This window comes from Polaromonas sp. P4_F4, assembly GCF_056401355.1.
The window spans coordinates 152,563-172,270 of the sequence record NZ_JBFUJO010000003.1; the positions used below are offsets into that span (position 1 = coordinate 152,563).

Here is a 19,708-nt window from a genome sequence, read left to right on the forward strand (position 1 = left end):
ACGCAAATAAAGACCGGGGCGAGGTGTGGCGTCCGGCGGGGAATGCGTGAGGAAAGCGAGAAAAGTTGGCGAGAGTGGGGTGGATCGGGCTGATCTGCTCAGACCGAAATAGCGGTCCTGGGCAGGGTAAAGAAAAAAGTGGCCCCGCCGCCGGGCTCGGATTGCGCCCACAGCCGGCCGCCGTGCCTGCCAATCACACGGCTGGCCGAGGCCAGCCCGATGCCGGTGCCGGCAAACTCCGACGCCGCATGCAAACGCTGAAAAGGGTTGAACAGTTTGTCGACATACGCCATGTCGAAACCGGCACCGTTATCCCGGACCATGAAGACCGGCAGCCCTGCTGCGTCGGGTTGCTGGCTGACGCTGATGCTCGCCTCGGCTTTACGCGAGGTGAACTTCCAGGCATTGCTCAGCAGGTTTTCCATCACCACGCCCAGGAGGCGCGAGTCGCCATGCGCCTGCAGGCCACGTTCAATATGGACCGCGACCCGGCGTTCGGGATCGCGCGCCTGCCACTCACCCAGAATCCGCCGGGACAGCGCAGAAAGGTCCACCGCTTCCATCCGCAGCTGCGCGCGCGATACCTGTGCCAGCGAAAGCAGGTCTTCAATCAATTGCCCCATCTGCGCCACGCCCGCCTGGATGCGCGACAGGTAGTGCCGGCTCTTCTCGTTGACATTGCCGGGAAGCTGCTTGGACAGCAGGCGGCTGAACCCGTCAATGGTGTTGAGCGGTGAGCGCAGGTCGTGGGAGACAGAATACGAGAAGGCCTCGAGCTCGTGGTTTGACAGGCGCAAGGCGGCCTCGATGGCCTTGATTTCGGTGATGTCCGCATCAATGCCCACCCAAAAGGCCAGTTCGCCCCGCTCGTCAAGCACCGGCGTGGCCCGGGAGGACATGGTGTGGTAGCTGCCGTCCCTGGCGCGCAGGCGGCGGATGTTCTCATACTGCGACTTGCTGGCGCTGGCCAATTGCCAGCTCGCCTTGACCTCGGGCAGGTCTTCCGGATGGATCGCAGTCAGCCATCGCGCCCCGGCCCAGTCCCTGAACCGGCCTCCCACCAGGTCAAACCAGGCCTGGTTGTAATACGTTGCGGCGCCGCCCGGGTCGGCGGTCCACACCACCTGCGGCGCCCGCTCGGCCAGGGCGCGGAACAAAGCCTCCTGCCGGGTCAGCGCGGCGGTGCGCTCCGCAACTTTTTGCTCGAGCCCCGCATTGAGCCGACCCACTTCTTCCAGCAACTGGACATTTTCTATGGCGATGGAGGCGAGCTGCGCAAGCTCCATCGCCACATATTCATCCTGCTGGGTGAACTCGCCCTCGTATTTGTCCGAGAGCTGGAGCACGCCCATGTTTTGTCCGCTCCGGGCCACCAGGGGTACCGCCAGCCAGCCGCGCATCGCGGGGTGCTTGTCGGCATGGCTGCCAAAGCCGCGCCAGCGCGGGTGCGCTTCCAGCTCGGCCTGGGTCAGCCGCATGGACCGGTTGTTCTCGCAGATGGCGGCGTAGATGCCGGTGCCGTCCGGTGGCTTCATCCGATCACGGTATGCCGCATATTTCTCGGACAGGGACAGCGCGTTGATGGCCTGCGCCCAGTCGCTGTTCATGGTCAGGCTCACCGCGGACTGGTGGGCGCCAATCACCCCCCGGGCCTGCTCGGCAACTTCCTGCATGGTGCCATCCAGCGTCTGGTGCCAAGTGATGGCCGCGGCGGCGTCGGCGGCGCGCTGCAGGGTGAACAGGTATTCCTGGGCATCCTTTTCGGCCTTCACCTGCGAGCTCACATCGAACGCAACCACCAGCCGCGCCGGTCTGCCTTCGTACTGGATCTTGCGGGAAACCGTCTCGACATGCCAGTCGGCGCCGTCCCTGGCACGGTGCACGCGGCGGTTGACGGGCTTGTGGACTCCGCTGGCGATTTCAGCCTTCAAGCGCTGGGCCTCATCCTCCGAACGGATATCAAAAATCGTCATGCCCAGCAATTCTTCGCGCGTGTAACCGTAGCGCTCGGTGCACGCGCCATTGACCGCCAAAAAGGCATTGGTCTGTCCATCAACGATCCACATCGGCACCGGTGCGGCCTCGAACAGCGCGGCATAACGCTGCTCGCTGTCGATGAGCGCCTGCCGGGCCAGCTTGCGCTGGGTGATGTCCCGCTCGACCGCCACCCAATGCCTGAACCCGCCCTGGGCGTCGGCAACGGGAACAATGTCGAGGTCGAGCCAGAACGGCTCGCCGCTCTTGGTGTAATTGATCAGCTCAGCCTGGACCGGCTGCCACTTCCGTAGCGCCGCACCGATGCGATCAAGCTCGGCGAGCTGGGTCTGGGGTCCCTGCAAAATGCGCGGGGTCTTGCCCAGCACCTCTTCACGGCTGTAGCCCGTGCGGCGCACGAACGCGTCATTGACAAAGACAATGCGGGGCCCGGGCTCGTCAAAGGGCTCCGCTTCGGTGATGACCACCATGTCATTGAGGCGTGAAATGCTGGCCTCCAGCAGGCGCAGGTGCTCCCTTGACTCATGCTGCGCAGTGATGTCCTGTAAGGCGCCGGCAAGCCGCACCACCTTGCCATCCTGCATGAACGCCTGGCCCTGCGTCCGCACCCAGATGCGCCGGCCCGTCCGCGTGGTCAGGGGTGACTCCAGGTCCCAGGGCGTCCCATGGTCGATCGCCGCCTGCACCGTCGCCAGGAACACCTCGCGCGCGCCCGGGGGGTAGGCATTTTTGACATCTTCCACATTCAGCGCGGTGCCCGGCCTCAGGTCAAGCAGCCGGTACAGCTGTTCAGAGTAGGTCAGGTGCAGGCCCTCCACCACCAGTTCCCATCCACCCACCTTGGCCATTTCACCGGTGCGACGCAGCAGATCGGAACTGGCGACGAGCGCCAGCTCGGACTGTTTGCGCGCCGTGATGTCCTGCACCATGCCGGAGAAGTGGGCCGCCTGCCCTTTTTCGCCCACGTGGTACTTGCCCAACTGGTAAAACCACAGGACATTCATCGCCGGTGTCATGATGCGGTACTCGGCCACAAAATCGGAACCCCGCTGCAGGGACTGTTCACGGCTCAGCACGTAATCGGCCCTGTCGTCCGGATGAATCAGCTGCAGGAAGGTTTCGTAACGCCCGTCAAACGACTCAGGCGTGAAGCCGGTCAGCTCGTAGACCTCGTCCGACCACCAGATGCGCTGGGTCACCGGATCAAGCTCCCAGCTGCCCATGCGGCCCAGACGCTGGGAATCCAGCAGCTTGTGCTGGACCGCGCGCAGCTTGTCATAGCTGCGTGCCTGCGCCAGCTGCAACTGCTCCAGCTTTGTGATGTCAGCAAACACCATCAACGCGCCCACCTGCCCGGCGCTGCCGTGCAGGGGCCGGTAAGTGCAGCTGATCAGGCGTCCCGCAGGCACGGCGGCGTTGCGCATCAGGATGTGCTGCGGCCCACCGCTTTGCCCCTGAAGAGCCTTGTACAGCGGCAATTGGTCAAAGGCGTACAAAGTGTCGGTGCCGGGCACATACAGCCCGAGGTGCTGCGGCCATTCGGCGGACAACACCGTGGGGGCCTGCGCCAGCACATCCGCGGCAAACAGCCGCGAGGAGGCCGCTTCGTTGACCAGCAGCGGGCGGCCAGAGGCGTCTACGGCGACCAGGCCCTCCTGCATGCTGTTGATCGTCAGGTCCAGCGTGGCCCGTGCCTGCTGGCTTCGCGCCAGTTCGGCTTCAAGGTCCTGCTCGCGCTGCTGAAGCGCCTCGGCCATGACGTTGAAACCGCCGGCAATTTTGGTGAACTCACCCGCATCCTCAACCGCGGGCATCGGGATGCGTACATCCCGCCGGCCGTTCTGAAGCAAGCGGGTCGCGTCAAGAATTTCCCGGGTGGGCTTCACGATGGTGCGCCCTCCCATCATCCAGGCAATCCAGGCCCCGAGAAACGCCACCAGCGCGAGGACGGCCAACTCAATCCACAGCTGACGCTGACCGGGCCCCACGACGAGTTCACGGTTGATGCTGATCGCGACGAAAAAGGCTGTGTCTGCCAGGGGACTGCTGGGCATGAAGGCCCAGAGCCGCTGCTGACCCGCGGCGTCCACGCCTTCGCGCACGCCGGTGCTCATCGTCTTCACGGCGTCCTGCAAAACCTGGCTGGCAGCCTTTTGCCCAACCTTGATGGGGAGCTCGGGTTTGCTCGCCAGCAACACGCCATGGCGATCGTGGATGCCCACCGCGGCACCGGGCGGCACCTGAATGGCGGCAACCGACTTCGCCATCTCGGTCAAATCGACCGCAACATAGACAACGCGCAGGACCTGCCCGTCCTCGCCAAGCACCGGCAACGCAAATGTGATGCTGGGTTTTCCCGACAGGCGCCCCAGGATGTACTCGCCGGCGACAAAACTGCGGCGAGCCACTGCGGCGCGAAAATAGTCGCGATCCCCCAGGTAAGCCGGCCGGCTGTCGATTCCGTGGCAACGTGCATAACCGTCAACGCCAATGATGCCCAGGTTGGCGTAGATGGAGAACTTCTCCCGCAAGGTTTTGAAATACCGTTGGCAGTCCAGTGATTTCTCGCTGGTCAGGCCGGGCATGCTGGCAATCGAAATCAGGATCTGGTGCGCAGATTCGGCTACCCGGGCCTGGTTGGCAGCGACCAGTGAAACGGCAAACTGCAGGTTGGCGGTGGCGCGTTTGATGGCCGCATCCGAGTCGACCCAAGCCTTGAAAATGGACAGGCCAAACAGCGGGACAATCGCCGCAACCACCAGCATCACCAGGCGCGTCCGCAGCGTCATCCGACCCATCATCGCATCAGCCTTTCAAATGGCGACTGCCGTGCAGGAATTGGCACGCCGGCCAACGCAGGCACAGCCCGCATCAAGCGGTGGAGCCTGAATGTGGGATGACGCGCGGACCGTCATCCCGTCGCGGTTGACTCATTGACGTTCAGCCAATAGGCCTGCAGGCAATTGAGTTTTTCGGTGAAGTCCCCAAAGTCGACCGGTTTGCGCACAAAACCGTTGGCCCCACTCTGGTAGCAGGCCACGATGTCAGACTGTTCGCTGGACGACGTCAGCATCACCACCGGCACCAGGGCCGTCAGGGGATTGCTGCGGACACTGCGCAGCACGTCCAGTCCGGACAGCTTGGGCAGCTTCATGTCCAGCAGGATCAGCGAAGGCTGCTTTTGGGTGTCACGGCCGGCATGGCTGCCCTGCCCAAACAGGTAATCCAGCGCCTGGGCGCCATCGCGCGCGACCGCAATCTCGGCGGACACGCCCTGCTCTTCCAGCGTCAGTACAGTCAGCTCAAGGTGGTCGGGATTGTCTTCAACGACCAGTATCAGCTTGTGGTTCATGAGTTTTCCCGATTACGACTATCAACTTCCCTGTGATTTTATGGTTTTAGTCAGATTAAGGGGTTAAACTCCATTGTTACGATTCCTTACTTTCGTGACTTACCTCATGGAAGCACCAAATCTTTGCCGCGGACCAGCACACTCCGGGCCCTGAGTCACCAGCGGGGAATGGCTTCATCCTTCAATTGCCCGCGCAACTCAGCATAATCGGGTACGACCGCCCGCACAGTGTCCCAGAAACGCGGGCTGTGATCCATCACCCGCAAGTGGCTCAACTCGTGAACCACCACGTAGTCAATCACCGACTGCTTGAAATGAATCAGCCGCCAGTTCAGGCGGATGGAGCCATCAGCGCTGGCGCTGCCCCAACGCGTGCCAGCACTGCTCAGGCTCAGCTTGCGCCACTGTACCCCCAGATGCGGGGCAAAATGATTCAGCCGCTCGGTGAAAATGCGCTTGGCCTGGCGCATCAGCCAGGCCTGCACGGTATCGCGGATCTGCTCGGGCGTGGCGCTGTTGGGCAGGCCCACATGCAGGCTCAGCTGTGCCACGCCGGACCGCGTGTCGTTATGCGGCTCATTGTCAGCGTGCAGCAAAACCTCGGCGGCGCGGGTCTTGAGCTCGGCGCCCACGCCGCCAAACGCATGGCGCGAATCGATCGCCACCATGACCGGCTCACCCAGAAAAGGAAGGGTGACGCCGTCTTTCCAGTCGATGCGCGCAGACTCGAGCCGGTGATGGCGCTCGCGGCTTTCCTGCAGCTTCTTGAGGATCCAGCCCGACTTCTCCAGCACGGCCTTGTCAATTTCATACAGCGGCACCCATTTGGGCGCACTGACCGCGAGTCCGTCGGTGCCCACGGAAAACCCGATGGTGCGGCGTTTACCCCGTCTGAATTCATAAGCCACCAACACGCCATCGAGCAGGGCCTCGCGCTTGGCGCGTGGATGGCGAAAAGTGGCCGGCCCCAGCGCCTGCTGCAGGGTCTGAGGGGGAAGATCATCCGTGGACGGGCTGGCGCTTGCTATTTTTTCAATAGCAGAATGCGCGTTACTTTCGGGGACTTGCGGCGGTATGTCGTTTGAAGCCGGCGCGGCTTCAGGACCTGCGGCGTTCGCAGGAGGTGCCGGCTCCCGCTCAAAGAGGTCGAGAGTGAGCTGTACAAGCCTTTGCATCATGGCAGTTTAGCGGGCGCGGCGGCCGGGCACCAGACCGATCTCGGCTTGTAAGCCACTTGTCCGCCTGAATGGCTCAGGCAGAGGGCGCGTTTGGCACCGCGTCACTGACGGTGGTGTAAGCCTCCGGGTCGAGCCGGTGCATCTCGGCTTCAATCCACCGCTCCACTTCCCGCATCAGCTCATCGGGTTTTCGGCCGGTGCTGTCAATCGGCTTGCCAATCGAGATGTCCACCACGCCCGGCCTTTTGATGAAGGCCTTGCGCGGCCAGCACTTGGCCGACGTCACGGCAATCGGAATCACCGGCGCGCCGGTTTCAATGGCCAGCCGTGTGCCGCCGGATTTGTAAACCCCTTTTTGCCCGCGTGGAATCCGCGTTCCCTCGGGAAACATGATCACCCAGGTCCCCTGGCTCATCAGCCGCTTGCCCTGCGCGACGACCTTGTTGAAGGCCTGCGCCCGCTGGCTGCGGTCGATATGGATCATGTCCATGCGCGCCATGGCCCAGCCAAAAAATGGCACGTAGAGCAACTCTTTCTTGAACACGTAGGCCAGCGGATGCGGCATCAGCGTTGGCATGCACAGGGTCTCCCAGGTGCTCTGGTGCTTGAGCAGCAGCACTGCGGCGCTGGTCTGTCCCGTGGGCAGGTTTTCCATGCCGGTCACCCGGTTTTTGATGCCCAGGATGACCGTGCCGCCGCTGACCGCCACGCGCAGCCAGCCCGCGCACATCCAGTACATGGTGGTGCTGCTGACAAACAGCGAGGCGATGATCACAAAAATGGCCCACGGAATCACCGTCAGGGCCATCCACAGCATGTGCAGGATGGATCGGATCAGGGGCATGTCAGTGTTCCGGCATTCGGGATGAATTTGAAAATCTTTTGAAGTTCTGCAAGCACTTGACGCCTGCTCCACCGGGCGCAGCAAGAACAGCAAGCCATACTGTTCACAGCGACGTCGGCAAAGGCCGGGCGTTGCGCTCCAGGAGGAAGTCGGCAAACGCCGACAGGTCCTGGTGCACCACAGTGCCCGGCGGCAAGCCTTCGGGCGGCGGGCCGCCGCGGTACTGCGCCGACTTGCCGGTGAGCACCAGGTGCGGCTCGCAACCGGYCGCGGCACCCGCCAGCAGATCACGCAGGGAATCACCGGCGGTCGGCACCCCCTTGAGCGGCACGCCAAAACGCGCACCGATCTGCTCGAACAGGCCCGGCAAGGGCTTGCGGCATTGGCAAGCCTCCTCGGGGCTGTGAGGACAATAAAACACGGCGTCGACACGCCCGCCCAGGGCGGCCAGCATCTGGTTCATTTTGGCGTGCATCGCATTGAGCGAGGCCACATCAAACAAGCCCCGCCCCAGGCCCGACTGGTTGGACGCAATGACGACATGCCATCCGGCATGGTTGAGCCGGGCAATCGCCTCCAGCGCACCGGGCAGCGGCATCCACTCCTCCGGCGTCTTGACGAAGTCGTCGCTGTCGCTGTTGATGGTGCCGTCGCGGTCGAGGATGACGAGTTTCATGGTGCTTTGCATTGAAGGGTCAGCCAGCGAGGGGGCTCATGTTGCCAGCTTGGACAGGTCGGCCACGCGGTTCATGGCCTGGTGCAGCGTGGCCAGCAGGCCGAGGCGGTTGGCGCGCAGAGCCGGGTCTTCGGCATTGACCATCACGCCATCAAAGAACGCGTCGACGGGTGCTTTCAGGGCGGCCAGCCCCTGCAGGGACGCCGCGTAGTCACCGGCGGTGAAAGCCGCATCGGCTTTCGGCCCGACGGACTGCAGCGCTTCGGCCAGTGCCTGTTCCGCCGCTTCCTGCAGGAGTTCCGGCCTGATGCTGGCCTCCACCGCGCCATCGGCTTTCTTCAGGATGTTGCCGACACGCTTGTTGGCCGCGGCGAGTGCCGGCGCCTCGGGCAATGCCGCGAAGGCGCGCACGGCAGCCAGGCGTTTGGCGACATCGCCCAGGCGCTGGGGCTTGAGCGCCAGCACGGCATCGACTTCTTGCGCGCTGTAGCCCTGCTCGCGCAGGGAGCCGGCGAGGCGGTCGTAGATGAAGCTTGCAAGTTCCTGCCCCGTTGAATTAGCCACTCCAAAGTGTTTATTCAACGACTGCAGGAGATTCTCATCCGCGTCTGGTGGCATCAATTGGATGGGTACAAGCGTTCCTCCGCAGAACTGCTCTACAAACGGACGAGTCGCCACTGCAAGCAAGCGATGAAGTGAAAGCGGCAGATCCTTCTCAACCAGCATGCGAATCACGCCCAGCGCATGGCGGCGCAGCGCGAACGGGTCCTTGTCGCCCGTGGGTAGGTTGCCAATGCCAAACATGCCGACCAGGGTTTCCAGTTTGTCGGCCAACGACACGATCACGCCAACATTGCCGCGCGGCAAGTCGTCGCCCGCAAAACGCGGCTTGTAGTGGTCTTCAATCGCATCGGCCACGTCCACGGCCAGGCCATCATTGAGCGCGTAATAGCGACCCATGGTGCCTTGCAATTCCGGGAACTCGCCGACCATGTCGGTCACCAGGTCGGTCTTGGCCAATTGCGCAGCCTGATCGGCTTGTTGCACCAATGTCGCGTCGCCCAGCTTTTCGGCGATTGCCCGGGCAATGGCGCGGACCCGCTCCATACGCTCGCCCTGCGAACCCAGCTTGTTGTGATAAACCACCTTGCCCAGCCCGTCCACGCGCGAGGCCAGCGTTTTCTTGCGGTCCTGGTCGAAGAAGAATTTGGCATCGGCCAGGCGCGGGCGTACGACGCGCTCGTTGCCGCCAATCACCGCGCTCGCATCGGTGGGGCTGATGTTGCTGACCACAAGGAACTTGTGGGTCAGCTTGCCCTGCGCATCGAGCAGCGGGAAGTATTTCTGGTTGGCCTTCATCGTGAGGATCAGGCACTCCTGCGGCACGTCGAGGAATTCCTTTTCGAACTCGCAGACCAGCACGTTGGGGCGCTCGACCAGTGCGGTCACCTCATCGAGCAAGGCGTCGTCTTCAATCGCCCGGGCACCACCGCCCACCTTGGAAGCAGCAGTCGCCAGCTGGCGGGCGATCTCGGCCTTGCGTTCGGCAAAGCTGGCGATGACCGCGCCATCCATTTGCAGCGTGGCCGCGTAGCTGTCAGCGTTCTGCAGCACCACCGGGTCGACCGCAGCCTCAAACCGATGGCCGTGCGTGATGTTGCCGGCCTTCAGGCCCAACGCTTCAATGGCGACGACATCGCTGCCGTGCAGCGCGACCAGTCCGTGCGCGGGGCGCACAAACTTGACGTCGCTCCAGCCATCGGCCAGCTGATAGGTCATGACCTTGGGAATCGGCAGTTTGGCAATCGCTTCGTACAGGGCTTTCTGCAGGCCCTCCGCCAGCGTGGCGCCAGTCACGGTGCTGTTGTAGAAAAGCGCTTCCGCCTTTCCATCCGGTGCGCGTTTGAGGCCCGCCACGGCAGAGGCATCGGCGCCCAGCGCCTGCAGCTTTTTCAGCAGGGCCGGTGTGGCACTGCCCGACGCGTCGAGCCCGACGGTGACGGGCATGAGTTTTTGCGAGACCGCCTTGTCGGCGGCCTGCGCAGCGACAGCCGTCACATGCGCGGCAAGACGGCGTGGCGAGGCAAAAGACGTGAGTGCCGATTCAGCAGTCGTCAGGCCTTGCGCCTTGAGCTGCTCAAGCAGCACGCCAGCAAACGCATCCCCTAATTTCTTGAGCGCCTTGGGCGGCAGCTCCTCCACAAACAGTTCAACCAGAAGGTTTTGGGTAGTCATCGTCATCGCTCTCACGCCGCCTTCTTCGTCATCTGTTCCACCCACTCGCGGGGCGCCATCGGAAAGCCGAGCCGTTCGCGGCTTTCATAGTAGCTCTGTGCCACGGCACGCGCCAGGTTGCGGATGCGGCCGATGTAGGCGGCGCGTTCCGTCACCGAAATCGCGCCCCGGGCGTCCAGCAGGTTGAAGCTGTGCGCGGCCTTCAGCACCTGCTCGTACGCGGGCAGGGCCAGTTGCACGCCAATCAGGTGTTTGGCCTGCTTTTCATGCGCCGTAAAGGCGGTGAACAGGAAGTCAGCGTCGCTGTGCTCGAAGTTGTAGGTGGACTGCTCCACCTCGTTTTGCTTGTAGACGTCGCCATAGCTCAACTTCTCGCCCGCCGGGCCTTCGGTCCACGTCAGGTTGTAGACGTTGTCCACGCCCTGCAGGTACATGGCCAGGCGCTCCAGTCCGTAAGTGATCTCGCCGGTGATGGGCTTGCAGTCGATGCCGCCGACCTGCTGGAAGTAGGTGAACTGCGTCACTTCCATGCCGTTGAGCCAGACTTCCCAGCCCAGGCCCCAGGCGCCGAGCGTGGGGTTTTCCCAGTCGTCCTCGACAAAGCGGATGTCGTTTTTCTTCAGATCAAAACCGAGGGCTTCCAGCGAGCCGAGGTACAGCTCCAGGATGTTGGCCGGTGCGGGTTTGAGCACCACCTGGTACTGGTAGTAGTGCTGCAGGCGGTTGGGGTTCTCGCCATAGCGGCCGTCCTTCGGCCGGCGGCTCGGCTGCACGTAGGCGGCCTTCCACGGCTCGGGGCCCAGCGCTCTTAAAAAAGTAGCAGTGTGTGACGTTCCGGCGCCGACTTCCATGTCATAGGGCTGCAACAGGGCGCAGCCCTGGGCATCCCAGTAGGACTGCAGCTTCAGGATAATTTGCTGGAAAGTGAGCATAGGAGTGTTGGTGACAAAGGCGCGGCGCCTGCTTCGGCGCCGCGGGTAGCGACAACTGACGTGGCAATCGCTAAACCGTTCATTTTACGCGGCGATGACGGGCCGCCCGGGCAGCCGCCTTCTCCGGCACTCCCGGCCCCGGCGGGACTTCCCACGCAGGGGCGGGCCGGAACGCCTCCACCAGAAAATCCACCATGACCCGGACCTTGGCGCTCAGGTGACGGCGGCTGGGGTAGACGGCCAGCACGTCGATGTCAGGCATGCGGTAGCCGGGCAGCAGGGCAACCAGCCGCCCGGCCCTCAAATCGTCCCCGATCAGGAAGGCCGGCTGCCAGATGACGCCCTGCCCGGCAATCGCCGCTTCGCGCGCCGTGTCGCCGTTATTGGCATGCATGACGTAATTGACCTTGACCATGTGCGGCCGGCCCGCGTCATCCACAAAATGCCATTCGTTGGCGGTGGCCGCATAGGTATAGCCGAGGCACCGGTGCCCCACCAGGTCTGCGGGCTTTTCGGGCTGCCCGTGCGCTTTCAGGTAGGCGGGTGAGGCGCAGACGATGTTGCGGGACGTCGCCAGCTTGCGCGCCGCATGGGAGGCCGACCCGGCGCGGGAGATGCGGATGGCCAGGTCATAGCCCTCTTCCACAATATCCACCACGCGGTCGCTCAGCGCAATGTCCAGTTCCACCTCGGGATAGCTCTGCATGAAGTGCGGCCACAGCGGCGCCAGGTGCCGGATGCCAAAACTCACCGGCGCATTGATGCGCAAGCGCCCGCGCGGCTGCAGGGTGGCCGACGAGGCCAGCGCCTCGGCATCGGCGACTTCTTCCAGGATGGATTTGCTACGCTCGTACAGCGCCTCACCACTCTCCGTCAGAGACAGCTTGCGCGAGCTGCGATTGAGAAGCCGCGTGCTCAAGTGGGCTTCCAGCTCATTGATGTAGCGCGTGACATTGGCCGGGGAGGTGTCGAGGGCGTCGGCGGCACGCGTGAAGCTGCCCCGGCTCACGACGGAGGCGAACACCTCGAAAGCACGCAAGCGGTCCATCACACCCCCCAAACATTCATAAAAGCTGAACGATTAAACCACTTTTCAGGCCTTCCTCCAAGCGAAGGTAAATCCTACAGTTCATCCATCGGCGGGCACATCGCCCACCGACTTCCTCCACACCTCCTCCAGACCTCCTCACACAACCCAAGGAATCATCATGCAGAACTTTGACAACAAAACCGTACTCGTCACCGGCGGCAGCAGCGGCATCGGCCTGGCCACCGCACTGCAATTTGCCCAACAGGGCGCACGCGTCATCATCACGGGCCGCGACCAGGCCGCGCTGGACCGGGCTCGTGCCGAGCTCGGCGCCAACGCAGTGGCCCTGCGCCATGACGCCGGTGATATCCACGCCGCCAAAGCCCTGGCGGCCAACCTGAAGGAGCAGGGCATCACACTGGACGCGCTGTTCGTCAACGCCGGCGTGGCGAAATTCGCGCCCCTCGAGGCCGTTGAAGAAGACCTCTGGGACCAGACCTTCAACACCAACGTCAAGGGCGCCTTCTTCACCATCCAGGCGCTGTCACCGTTGCTCAACACGGGCGCGGCCATCATCCTCAATGGCTCCATCAACGCCCACATCGGCATGCCGAACTCCAGCGTGTACGCCGCCAGCAAGGCTGCGCTGATTTCGCTGGCCAAAACGCTGTCGGGTGAACTGATCAGCCGCGGCATCCGCGTCAATGTGGTGAGCCCCGGCCCGGTGCAGACGCCGCTGTATGGCAAGCTGGGTGTGCCTGCCGACCAGCTCGATGCGCTGGCCGCCGGCATTCAGGCGCAAGTTCCGCTGAAACGCTTCGGCACGCCCGATGAAGTGGCCAGCGCCGTCGTGTACCTGTCGTCGCCGGCGGCAGCCTTCATTGTCGGCACCGAGCTGATCGTGGACGGCGGCATGAGCCAGCTCTGAGCAAGGCGAACCACAAAAAAAAAGGCGGTACCGCAAGGCCCGCCTTTTTTTACAACGGCGCGTGCCGCGTAACGAGTCAGTACTGCCAAAAAATCCGCTGCAGTTCCTTGCTGTCGAGGGTTTTGGTCATGGCCACCGCCGCCAGGATGCGCGCCTTCTGCGGGTTCAGGTCGTGCGCCACCACCCAGTCGTATTTGTCATCGGGCTGCTCGGCGTTGCGCAGCACAAAACCATCGGGCACGCGCGAGGAGCGAATCACCTGGATGCCCCTGGCGCGCACATCCTGCAGCGCCGGCACGATGCGGTCAGCCACCGAGCCATTGCCCGTGCCGCCGTGGATCAGTGCCTTGATGCCTGACTTGCCCACGGCGTCCAGCGCGGTGCGCGAGACATTGCCGTAGCCATAGACAACTTCCACCGGCGCCAGCGTGTCGATCTCGTCGATGTTGAACTCCGACTGCAGGGTATGGCGCTTGACCGGCGCGCGGAACCAGTAGTTGTTGCCCTCCACCACCATGCCCAGCGGGCCCCACTGACTCTTGAAGGCCTCGGTCTTGATGTTGATGGTCTTGCTGACGTCGCGCCCGCTCTGGATTTCATCGTTCATGGTGACCAGCACGCCCTTGCCGGCGGCGTCCTTGCTGGCCGCCACGCTGACGGCATCAAACAGGTTCAGCGCACCATCGGCCGACAGCGCCGTGCCGGGCCGCATGGAGCCGACCACCACGATGGGCTTGTTGGTGCGGATCACCAGGTTCAGGAAGTAAGCCGTTTCTTCCAGCGTGTCCGTGCCGTGGGTCACGACAATGCCGTCCACATCGGGCTGCTTCACCAGCGCCGAAATGCGCTTGCCGAGCTTGAGCAGGTTGTCGTTGGTAAAGCTTTCAGACGCAATTTGCGAGACCTGCTCGCCCTTGACGTTGGCCACGTTGGCCAGCTCGGGCAGGCCCGCCAGCAGCTTGTCGACGGGTACCTTGGCGGCGGCATAGGTGGCACTGTTGAGGGCGGACGCCCCGGCGCCGGCAATGGTGCCGCCCGTGGCCAGAATCACCACATTGGGCTTGGCAGCCTGCGCTGCGGCAAACGTGGCCAGCACAGCCAGCCCCATGCCCGCTACCAGCTTCTGGATGTTTAACTTGACTTGCATTTCGGTTGTTTCCTGATCATTGAATTAAGGCCAAGGCCAATGACGGCCAATTGGCAGGCAGCGCGGGCCTGAGGCCCGAGCTGTGCCACGATCTGTCCCCGGTCGCCGCGCTTCAGGGCGAAAGGTGGCTCATCGTAGCCACGGCAACCAGGCATGGCGATGCATAATCAGGCGCAGGGTATGAGCAAAACTCACACCCCCCTCCTACGCCATGAACCTCCGGCAACTTGAAGTCTTTCAGGCCGTCATGCAGGCCGGCAACATGAGCGCGGCCGCGCGCCTGATCTGCATCACGCCTTCGGCCGTCAGCAAGACCATTGCACACACCGAGCTCCAGCTCGGCTACAAGCTGTTCACACGCGGCAAGGGCACGCTGGCCCCCACCCCTGAGGCCCGGGTGCTGTTCGACGAGTCGACCCTGATCCACCGCAAGCTCGATGAGCTCAAGCGCATTGCGCTCAATTTGCGGCAGCCTGACGATGGCCAGGTGCGGCTGGCCGCCATCCCCTCGATCAGCCATGAGTTTTTGCCGCTGGTGCTGGAAAAGCACCTGGCGCGCTATCCGCGCGTCAAGATTGAAGTGCGCACCCTGCACCAGGACCAGATGGTGCAGGCCCTGCTCACGCGCAGCGTCGACTTTGCCTTGGGCTACTACGAGCACCCGCACCCGCTGCTGACCAGCCAGATGCTGGTCAGGGGGCCGCTCTATCTGGCCGTGACGCGGGATGTCTGGCTGCGCGCGGTGCGTACGCGGCGCCTGAACCCGATGTCGTTTCTCGCCAGCATGCCGCTGATCCGGCTGGTGGGCGAAGACCCCATGTGCCAGTCGATTGACGAGCTGGCCGGCCATCTGGGGCTCACGGCGCCGGCCGGCCTGCAGGTGCACACCTCCCGGCTGGCGTTGGAACTGGTCAAGCGCGGCATGGGCTGGACGGTGGTCGACTTCCTCACGGCCAGCAACCTGGATCCGTCATCCATCAGTGCCGTGGCCCTGCATGACTTTGCACCGATTCCACTGCAGATGTACTTTGCAACCAGCACGCCACCGGGCCAGGACGCCTTGCGCATGCTGGGCATGCTGCCGGACTTGCTGCGCGGGGTGATGGCGTCCAGCCATTGAGCAGGCCGGATATCGCGTATCGCGTATCGAGAGAAGGGCTCAGCGGCGGCGCAGCACCAGCGCCAGCCCCACAATCCCCAGGCCCAGCGCCCACAGCGGCCACAAGCCATAGCGTGACACCCACCAGGCGTAAGGCGTGATGCCGCTGCGCCCCTGCACCTCGCCGACCAGCGCACCGCGCGTGTGGCGCGGCAGGGCATGGGTCACCTGACCGCGGTGGTCAATGATGACGGTGGCGCCTGTGTTGGTGGCGCGAAGCATCGGCCGGCTGAACTCCAGCGCCCGCATGCGCGAAATCTGCAGGTGCTGGTCAATCGCCACGGTGTTGCCAAACCAGGCAATGTTGCTGAGGTTGACAAACACGGTGGGCGCCAGCGCCGGATCGGTAAAGCGTGCGCCCAGCTCTTCACCAAACAGGTCTTCGTAGCAGATGTTGGGTGCCAGCCGCTGGCCCTTCCAGTCGAAGGAAGCCTGCCCCACGGCGCCACGGTTGAAGTCGCCCAGCGGGATGTTCATCATGTTGGTGAACCACCGGAACCCCGGTGGAATGAATTCCCCAAAGGGCACCAGGTGATGCTTGTCGTATCGGTAGGGCTCGGCGGGATGGGGCGATGAACCCGGTAATGAGCCCGGTAATGAAGCCGGTGATGCGCCCGCTGATGCAGCCGGCTTGAGTCCCACCACCGAGTTGGCGTAACCCGTCTGGAGATTGCCCAGCGGGATGCCGATCAGCGCGGCCTGCTCACCCGTGGCAAAACGCGACTGCACGGCCCGCCAGTAGCCGTCGGGCAGCTGTTGCGGCAGCAGGGGAATGGCGGTTTCAGGCGCGACCACCAGCGCGGTTTTGGCGTCGCGCAACTGCTCGCCGTACCAGCGCAGTGACGTGACCACGCCGGTCCCCGGCTGGAATTTTTCGTTCTGGGGAATGTCGCCCTGTAAAAGGGTGACGGGCAGGAGGGCGGACTGGTCTTTGCTGTAGGCCGCATCGGTGACCGGCAGCCACGCCACCGCAACGCTTGCAAAAACAAGGCTCAGCGCCGCCAGCCAGCGGGTCTTGCGCGCGCGCAGGCACATGGCCAGCAAGGCCGCCACCAGCGCGGCCAGAAAGCTCAGGCCATGCACACCCACCCAGGCCGCCAGCGGCCTGGCCCAGCCGTCCACATGGGCGTAGCCCGCTTCCCCCCAGGGAAAACCGGTGAACAGCTTCACCCGGGCCAGCTCGGCCAGCAGCCAGAGCGCGGCAAAAACAAGCGCGCGCTGCGCCCGCTGTGCGGGAGCCAGCACCACGAACAAGGCAGCGGCGGCGGCATAGTACAGCCCCAGAAACGCCGCGAGCAGCACAATGGCCAGCACCGTGAGCGGCGCGGCCAGGCCGCCGTACACATGCATGGAGATGAACAGCCACCAGAAGGTGCCGCACAGCATGGCGGTGCCAAACAGCCCGCCCAGCCAGGCGGCGCGCGCCCAGGAGCGGCAGCCGTCCAGCTGCGCGGCCAGCAGCGTCAGCGCCAGCAGCTGCAGGCCCCACAAGGGCTCGCCTTGCGCAAAGGCGAAAGGAAACGGCCATGCCAGGCTGGCGGCATGCACGCTGCCCGCCATCAACACAATGGCGACCTGGATCCAGGACAAGCGGCTGCGCGTGGGCGTCTGGCCAAAGTGCTGCAGCAGCGCCGGCAGGGTGGGCAGCGCGGACATCATGCTTTGAATTGAACTCGGCTCCATCGGTCTCTTTCTTCTGAGGGCTCAGGCCCTGGCCACAACAGGCGACACCTTGAACCAGCGCACGGCACCGCCTTTGGTGTGCAGCACCGTGAACTGCAACCCGGCCAGCGCGTAATGTTCGCCCCGCTTGGGCACATGGCCCATCTCGTGCGCCACCAGGCCGCCAATGGTGTCAAAGTCGGTTTCGGGCAGCGTCACCTCAAACGCTTCGTTGACGCGCTCGATCGAGGTGTCGCCGCTGACCCGGTAGGTGTGGTCCGAGAGCCCGAAGATGTCGCCCTCGTCCTCGGCGATATCGAACTCGTCCTCGATCTCGCCCACGATCTGCTCCAGCACGTCTTCAATGGTGATGAGGCCGGCGACGCGGCCGAACTCGTCGATGACGATGGCCAGGTGGTTGCGGTTGCCGCGGAATTCGCGCAGCAAATCATTCAGGCCCTTGCTTTCCGGCACAAACGCAGCCGGACGCAGCAGCGCCTTGATGTTGAGTTCGGGCGCGCGCTGCAGCTTGAGCAGGTCCTTGGCCATCAGAATGCCCAGGATGTTTTCCTTCTCGCCCTCGTAGACCGGAAAGCGCGAGTGGGCGGTGTCGATCACCAGATGCAGCAGTTCGTCGAAGGGCGCGTCGATGTTGATCACATCCATGCGCGGGGCCGCCACCATCACGTCACCGGCCGTCATGTCGGCCATGCGGATCACGCCTTCAAGCATTTCGCGGCTCTGGGCGCCGATGACTTCGTTGTCCTGGGCTTCGACCAGGGTTTCGATCAACTCGTCTTTGGAGTCGGGACCGGGGTGGAGCATTTCAGCGAGCTTCTGCAGAAAGCCGCGCTTGTCTTCCGGCCTGGAAGATCGACTGGGGGGGGTGTCGGACACGAAGGGTGTTCGGTAGTTGTGAAGCTGCCAAGGATAGCGCAATTCCCCGGCGTATCGGGCCATTCCGCCCTGCCGGCGCTTTCCGGCTGCTGCACCCGCGCCGTGCGGCGGCGCCAAGGGCAACTTTCCCACAGAAAGGCTGCCACCCCGTCACTTCAAAACAGCCACCTTTTCACTTGAATTCAAAGCCTGTTCGCAGGAATATCAAGCTGCCCGATCTGGCTTGTCCGCGGGTGCGATCCAGTGGTTGGTCAAGTGGGTTTTTGCAAGAACGGGCGACAGCCCTTTCGGAGGTCTTCAGATGAAAAACCTGACCTTGCTCAAATTTGGAATTTTCCTCATGTCCTGCTCTTTGAGTGCCCACGGTCAGCTCGGCAGGGAGGAGGTCGCCGGGCTGTCTGCCGAGCAGCTCAAGACGTCCTACCTGATGTGCGACCGGCGTGCCGCCCGCGAATTTCTTGGGTTTGCAGATGCAGTGGTTTGCTCCCACATCTCGGAGGCCCTCAAGCACAAGGTCTTTGGCGGTGATTTCGACAAACTCATCGAATGGTGGCAGGCCCACAAGCTGTCGGAGCCCTGCGCCGTCTGCCCGCCGGAAAAAACAGAAGTCCCATTGAACGAATGATGGGGGCTCGGGGAGGGGCGGGGCTCGGAGCGGAGGGGACCCAAGCGGGGTTGCCCCCGCGTGCTCTACATCGGCATGCGGTCGCGCGAATCCCGCACGCCCTGCCGGACCTCCTGAAGCACGCCCAGGAAGTCCCAGAACTGCTTGGCCTGGACCTTGAGGCGGTAGTCGGTCTGGGCGATCTGCTCTTCAACCATTTCGGTCACGCGCGAATCCAGGTCGGCCGGCGGCAGCTTGAGGTAGGCCTCGCTCTCGGAGCCATCGCGCTCAATCGTGGCGCCGGCCTTGCGGGCAATCGTGAGCATGGCGGTGTTCTCGCTCAGCGCGTGGATGAACATCATGTTGACGCCGTCATTGCGGGCATGCATCACGGCGCGGTCAAACAGGCGCGCGCCATAGCCCCGGCCCCGTGCCTGGGCCTGCACCGAAACGCCAAACTCAGCGCAGCTCTTGAGCTCCGGGTCGGTCGAAAATGCCAGGTGAGCCATGGCAATCAATTGCAGTTTGCGGTTGTAGATGCCAAAAATCTCGTCACGCTCAAAGTCGAGCCCGTCCACGTAGCGGCGAATCTGCTCGTCGTTGGCCGCATAGCCAAAGCGCAGGTAGCGGTCATGCGCACTGAGCGCCAGCAGGTGCGTGGCGATGCGCTCGCCGTGGCTCGGTCCGATGGAGCGGATGGGCACCATGACCTGCGCCGCGGGAGAAACGGCCGGCGGGCGCGCTGCGCCCTCGTCCACGGGGGGGCGAAAGAACTCCTTGCCCGCGTGGAGGGAAGCCTTCAAAAGTGCGCTCGGTGTAACCATGGCTCAAATATAAGGGTTTTCCCTAGATTTTCCAGCTAAAAGGGCTTGGAAGCCCCTCAATAGGGAGGCCCACCAAAACCCACATCAAATTCGCCTTTTCCCAATAAACACGCCGGATGTCTGCCATCAAATTAATAGCAAATCTCGCCGCCGACCGCCAAAATGTTGCACCGCAGCAACATTTGCAGCCGCTAAATACCTGCCATCTCCCCGACAGCCGCTGGCTCCAGGCGGCACAACTGGCC

The 19,708-nt window shown here is 63.5% G+C and carries 15 protein-coding genes; 3 read left to right on the plus strand and 12 right to left on the minus strand.

Features of this window, described 5'->3' with window-relative positions:
* Positions 1 to 98: 98 nt before the first annotated feature.
* From AC1DUR_RS05050 to AC1DUR_RS05085, 8 genes are all read right to left on the minus strand, one after another.
* Positions 99 to 4,784, minus strand: coding sequence for a PAS domain S-box protein (locus AC1DUR_RS05050; RefSeq protein WP_477721392.1), 4,686 nt, complete (start codon positions 4,782 to 4,784; stop codon positions 99 to 101).
* A 122-nt stretch (positions 4,785 to 4,906) separates the two neighbouring features.
* Positions 4,907 to 5,347, minus strand: coding sequence for a response regulator (locus AC1DUR_RS05055; protein WP_477719085.1), 441 nt, complete (start codon positions 5,345 to 5,347; stop codon positions 4,907 to 4,909).
* A 155-nt stretch (positions 5,348 to 5,502) separates the two neighbouring features.
* On the minus strand, positions 5,503 to 6,525 hold the full coding sequence (locus AC1DUR_RS05060; RefSeq protein WP_477721393.1) for a M48 family metallopeptidase: 1,023 nt from the start codon (positions 6,523 to 6,525) through the stop codon (positions 5,503 to 5,505).
* A gap of 73 nt (positions 6,526 to 6,598) precedes the next feature.
* Positions 6,599 to 7,369 (minus strand): lysophospholipid acyltransferase family protein, encoded by a 771-nt coding sequence (locus AC1DUR_RS05065; protein WP_477719087.1) that lies wholly within the window; start codon positions 7,367 to 7,369, stop codon positions 6,599 to 6,601.
* Positions 7,370 to 7,472: 103 nt separating this feature from the next.
* On the minus strand, positions 7,473 to 8,045 hold the full coding sequence (gene gmhB / locus AC1DUR_RS05070) for a D-glycero-beta-D-manno-heptose 1,7-bisphosphate 7-phosphatase (protein ID WP_477721394.1): 573 nt from the start codon (positions 8,043 to 8,045) through the stop codon (positions 7,473 to 7,475).
* A 36-nt stretch (positions 8,046 to 8,081) separates the two neighbouring features.
* Positions 8,082 to 10,280: a glycine--tRNA ligase subunit beta gene (gene glyS / locus AC1DUR_RS05075; RefSeq protein ID WP_477719089.1), complete on the minus strand. Its 2,199-nt coding sequence runs from the start codon at positions 10,278 to 10,280 to the stop codon at positions 8,082 to 8,084.
* 11 nt (positions 10,281 to 10,291) lie between these two features.
* Entirely contained in the window at positions 10,292 to 11,212 is a 921-nt protein-coding gene (gene glyQ / locus AC1DUR_RS05080) for a glycine--tRNA ligase subunit alpha (protein ID WP_477719090.1), read from the minus strand.
* A gap of 79 nt (positions 11,213 to 11,291) precedes the next feature.
* Positions 11,292 to 12,260, minus strand: a complete 969-nt coding sequence (locus AC1DUR_RS05085; RefSeq protein WP_477719091.1) for a LysR family transcriptional regulator — start codon at positions 12,258 to 12,260, stop codon at positions 11,292 to 11,294.
* Between the two features lie 160 nt (positions 12,261 to 12,420).
* Between AC1DUR_RS05085 and AC1DUR_RS05090 the strand changes: the two genes are divergently transcribed.
* On the plus strand, positions 12,421 to 13,170 hold the full coding sequence (locus tag AC1DUR_RS05090) for an SDR family oxidoreductase (RefSeq protein WP_477721395.1): 750 nt from the start codon (positions 12,421 to 12,423) through the stop codon (positions 13,168 to 13,170).
* A gap of 76 nt (positions 13,171 to 13,246) precedes the next feature.
* Here AC1DUR_RS05090 and AC1DUR_RS05095 read toward each other — a convergent pair whose 3' ends face one another.
* Positions 13,247 to 14,278 (minus strand): asparaginase, encoded by a 1,032-nt coding sequence (locus AC1DUR_RS05095; RefSeq protein ID WP_477719234.1) that lies wholly within the window; start codon positions 14,276 to 14,278, stop codon positions 13,247 to 13,249.
* 250 nt (positions 14,279 to 14,528) lie between these two features.
* Between AC1DUR_RS05095 and AC1DUR_RS05100 the strand changes: the two genes are divergently transcribed.
* The gene (locus AC1DUR_RS05100; protein ID WP_477719093.1) at positions 14,529 to 15,437 is read left to right on the plus strand and encodes a LysR family transcriptional regulator; all 909 of its coding nucleotides are present in this window, start codon (positions 14,529 to 14,531) and stop codon (positions 15,435 to 15,437) included.
* Positions 15,438 to 15,476: 39 nt separating this feature from the next.
* Here AC1DUR_RS05100 and lnt read toward each other — a convergent pair whose 3' ends face one another.
* Together lnt and AC1DUR_RS05110 are read right to left on the minus strand one after the other, a co-directional pair.
* A complete protein-coding gene (gene lnt, locus AC1DUR_RS05105; RefSeq protein ID WP_477721396.1) occupies positions 15,477 to 17,159 on the minus strand; it encodes an apolipoprotein N-acyltransferase in 1,683 nt (560 codons plus the stop codon).
* Between the two features lie 21 nt (positions 17,160 to 17,180).
* On the minus strand, positions 17,181 to 18,035 hold the full coding sequence (locus tag AC1DUR_RS05110; RefSeq protein ID WP_477719094.1) for an HlyC/CorC family transporter: 855 nt from the start codon (positions 18,033 to 18,035) through the stop codon (positions 17,181 to 17,183).
* A gap of 301 nt (positions 18,036 to 18,336) precedes the next feature.
* Between AC1DUR_RS05110 and AC1DUR_RS05115 the strand changes: the two genes are divergently transcribed.
* Positions 18,337 to 18,660, plus strand: a complete 324-nt coding sequence (locus AC1DUR_RS05115; protein ID WP_477721397.1) for a hypothetical protein — start codon at positions 18,337 to 18,339, stop codon at positions 18,658 to 18,660.
* Positions 18,661 to 18,725: 65 nt separating this feature from the next.
* On the opposite strand, the gene AC1DUR_RS05120 is transcribed toward AC1DUR_RS05115, so the two are convergent.
* Entirely contained in the window at positions 18,726 to 19,463 is a 738-nt protein-coding gene (locus tag AC1DUR_RS05120) for an N-acetyltransferase family protein (protein WP_477719096.1), read from the minus strand.
* Between the last annotated feature and the right edge of the window lie 245 nt (positions 19,464 to 19,708).